The following is a 1,110-nucleotide window of genomic DNA, read 5'->3' as shown; positions in this document are numbered from 1 at the left end:
GGCGTCCTTTACGCGGGCCTGCCCGATGCTGGGGATTGAAGATCTGCATTTCCACGACCTACGCCATGAGGGGTTAGTCGGTTATTTGAAATGGGCTGGGATATTCCAAGGGTGTCGAGCGTTTCGGGTCACAGGGACTGGAATTCGCTTCGACGTTACACGCATCTCAGAGGGCGGGGTGACCGCTACGACAATTGGCGTTGGTTAAAATTGATTTTAGCGTCGTAGTTATTACAATCTTTGCTAGCAAATTTAAGTGGTTTTTGGCATTTTGACATCATGATACGCTCCGGCTGTAGCCAAAAAGTATATAAAAGGGAGTTTTAATGACTGCTCAGGTTAATGCTCATCCCGCGAAGCGATTTTTCGTAGAGATGTTGACGCGCGACATCGAGCTTAAGGATTCGATTCTCGACTTGCTTGATAATTGCGTCGATGGCGCTATGCGCGAGAAGCGTGCGGAGTTAGATCATCCGTTACCTTACAAAGGGTTTGAAGCGAGAATCACGTTTGACGAAAATCACTTCTCTATCTTCGATAACTGTGGAGGAATACCGCGTGAAGTGGCCTTGGAGCGTGCGTTTCGCTTAGGTCGCCCTGATCGTGATACCGATAAAGATGTACCGACCGTGGGTGTATATGGTATCGGGATGAAGCGGGCGATATTCAAGCTCGGTAAGCAATCAACAGTTGAGACAAATGCCAAGGATGCCGCTTATAAAGTTACTATTGATTCTGCATGGTTGGCCGATGACTTTAACTGGAATTTACCAATTGAAGAAGTTGCTCCAGGTGAATTTAAAGGAACAAAGATATCTATTACAGAGTTGAATGATGGGATCCCACGGTTATTCTCAAATCAAACTGGTTTTGAGATGGATCTTAAAAAAGCTATATCTGCTTACTACGGCCACATCATAACCAAAGGTTTTAACGTTTACGTTAACGCTGAAAGAGTTTCACCGACCACGTCGAGTTTTATCTTGGGTGATAATGCTTTGGCGTCCGGTGCCGGTATCGCGCCTTATGTGTATCAGGGCGATTATCAAGGTGTCACTATTGAGTTGGCTGTTGGTTTCTATCGCGATCTTCCATCTGATGAAGAGGAAG

The 1,110-nt window shown here is 45.9% G+C and carries 1 protein-coding gene; it reads left to right on the top strand.

The annotated features are described in order from the left end of the window. Positions 1–326: 326 nt before the first annotated feature. The coding region (locus AB0J87_RS64410; protein WP_363985933.1) for an ATP-binding protein at positions 327–1,110 on the top strand (784 nt) is incomplete at its 3' end.

Source organism: Nonomuraea sp. NPDC049625 (genome assembly GCF_040675285.1).
GTDB classification, from domain to species: domain Bacteria; phylum Actinomycetota; class Actinomycetes; order Streptosporangiales; family Streptosporangiaceae; genus Nonomuraea; species Nonomuraea angiospora_A.
Note: the sequence above shows the minus strand (reverse complement) of the source record. Positions and strands in the feature narration are given on the sequence as shown.